General features: G+C 75.8%; 1 protein-coding gene and 1 pseudogene. Both read left to right on the forward strand.

Going from position 1 to position 2,421, the window contains the following annotated elements:
- Nucleotides 1–58: 58 nt before the first annotated feature.
- Nucleotides 59–1,069 (forward strand): magnesium chelatase ATPase subunit I, encoded by a 1,011-nt coding sequence (bchI, locus tag AC1DXK_RS30800; protein WP_457106504.1) that lies wholly within the window; start codon nt 59–61, stop codon nt 1,067–1,069.
- Between the two features lie 405 nt (nt 1,070–1,474).
- Nucleotides 1,475–2,421: pseudogene (gene bchD / locus AC1DXK_RS30805) on the forward strand (magnesium chelatase subunit D); the annotation flags it as partial.

Below are 2,421 nucleotides of genomic sequence, written 5' to 3' on the forward strand. Positions count from 1 at the left end.
GATCTCGGACGAGTCCGAGATCCGCGGGGAGGAGAGGGGGGCACAGTGCGAGTTCTGCGTGCCCACCTTTCCCTTCTCGGCCATCGTCGGCCAGGACGAGATGCGCCAGGCCCTGCTGATCGCGGCGGTGGACCCGGCGGTCGGCGGCGTGCTGGTCTTCGGCGACCGCGGCACCGGCAAGTCCACGGCGATCCGGGCGCTCGCCGCCCTGCTGCCGCCGATGCGGGCGGTGGTCGGCTGCCCGTACAATTGCGACCCCGACAGCCCGGCGGAGTCCTGTCCGCACTGCGCGCAGGGAAGCCCGCGCAAGAGTCACAAACAATCGGTGCCGGTGGTGGACCTGCCGCTGGGCGCCACCGAGGACCGGGTGGTCGGCACCCTCGACCTGGAGCGGGCGCTCGGCGCCGGGGTGAAGGCCTTCGAGCCGGGGCTGCTCGCCCGGGCCAACCGCGGCTTCCTGTACATCGACGAGGTCAACCTCCTGGAGGATCACCTCGTCGACCTGCTGCTCGACGTCGCGGCCTCGGGCGTCAACACGGTCGAGCGCGAGGGGCTGTCTCTGCGCCATCCGGCACGGTTCGTCCTGGTCGGCTCCGGAAATCCGGAGGAGGGGGAGCTGCGCCCGCAGCTCCTCGACCGGTTCGGCCTCGCCTGCGAGGTCGCGACCCCGAAGGACATCCCCACCCGGATCGCGGTGGTCCGCGCCCGCGACGCCTACGAGCGCGACCCGGCCGCCTTCTGCGCCGCGCGCGCCGGCGAGGAGAGGAAGATCCAGAAGCGGATCCTGCTGGCGCGGGAGCGCCTGCCGGGCGTGGCCGTGCCGGATGCCGCCCTGGAGCGCGCGGCGCGGCTCTGCCTGGCGCTGGGCACCGACGGCCTGCGCGGCGAGCTGACCCTGATGCGCACCGCCCGGGCTCTCGCCGCCCTCGACGGCGCCGAGATCGTCACCGACGACCACATCCGCCGCATCGCCCCGGCCTCCCTGCGCCACCGCCTGCGCCGCAACCCGCTGGACGAATCCGGATCCACCGCCCGGGTGGAGCGGGCGCTGGCGGAGATGTTTGCGTGACGGGCGCGCCAGCATCCGCCGCGCGAACGAACCCAGCCCGCGGCCCGGGCCGCGCGGCTTCAGGACCGGGCGCGGGTCCCCTCTCCACCCAAGTCGGGCTGGCCCGACTTGGGCTCCTCGGTGCGGATCTCGGGCAGGCCCGAGATCCGTCGGGAGAGGGACAGGGTGAGGGATGCGCGGCATCCGCAGAAAGCGCGACGGACCCGCACGTCGATCGCGTGCGTGATCCTGACGCGTCCCGCCCCTCACCCCAACCCACTCCCGCACCAGAGAGGGGGCGCGTCGCGCTCGGCCGCCAGCGCCCGTGTTCGACCCGGATGCGTGACCATCGTCGCCCGCGCGGGAGAGGGGGCCGGTTGCGCCCTGCACACGCTGATGCGTGACCAACAAGGCTCCGCAGAGGGGATGGAGACCACGCCTGATCCCTGGGCCGACGCCCGCCTGGCCGCCTGTCTGCTCGCCGCCGACCCGCACGGGCTCGGCGGCGCGGTGGTGCGCGCCGCACCCGGTCCGGTACGCGAGCGCTGGCTCCAGACCCTGCGGGACGCGCTGCCTGCCGGGACGCCCTGGCGGCGGCTGCCGCCCCGGATCGGCGACGACGGCCTGCTCGGCGGCCTCGACCTCGCCGCGACCCTGGCGACGGGTCGTCCCGTCGCGCGGGCCGGCCTGCTGGTGGAGGCCGATGGCGGGATCGTCGTCGTCCCCATGGCCGAGCGGTTGCCGCCGGGCACCGCGTCGCGGCTCGCGGCCGCCCTCGACACCGGCACGGTCTCGGACCGCGGCGCCAAGTTCGGCCTGATCCTCCTCGACGAGGGCGAGGCGGACGAGACGGTGGCCGAGGCGCTGGCGGATCGCCTCGCCTTCCGGATCGACCTGAGCGGCCTCGGACTCACGGAGGCCTCGGCGCCCGAACCGGAACCCACCCCGGGCATCCCGGAACCGGACCCGGTCGGCAGCCTCTGCGCCCTGGGCGAGGCCTTCGGGGTCGCGTCGCTGCGCGGCCCGATCCTGGCAGCGCGCGTGGCGCGCGCCCTCGCGGTGGACCGGCCGGTCGGCCAAGCGGAGATCGTGGCGGCCGGGCGCCTCGTCCTGGCGCCGCGCGCCACGCGCCTGCCCGCACCGGAGCAGTCCACCCCCGAGACCGCGGAGGCGCCGCCGCCCGAGCCGCCCGAGCCGCCCGACGCGGAGGCATCGGATCCGGCCGCCGCAGAGGCACCCGACGACGTCGTGCTGGAGGCGGTACGCGCCGCGATCCCGCCGAACCTCCTCGACCAGTTGCTGGCGGGTGCGCCGCGTCTCCCGGCCGTAAAGGCCGGCCGCGTCGGGCAGGCGGCCGCGGCCCGGACCGGGCG

Source organism: Methylobacterium sp. P3_A11, assembly GCF_056403155.1.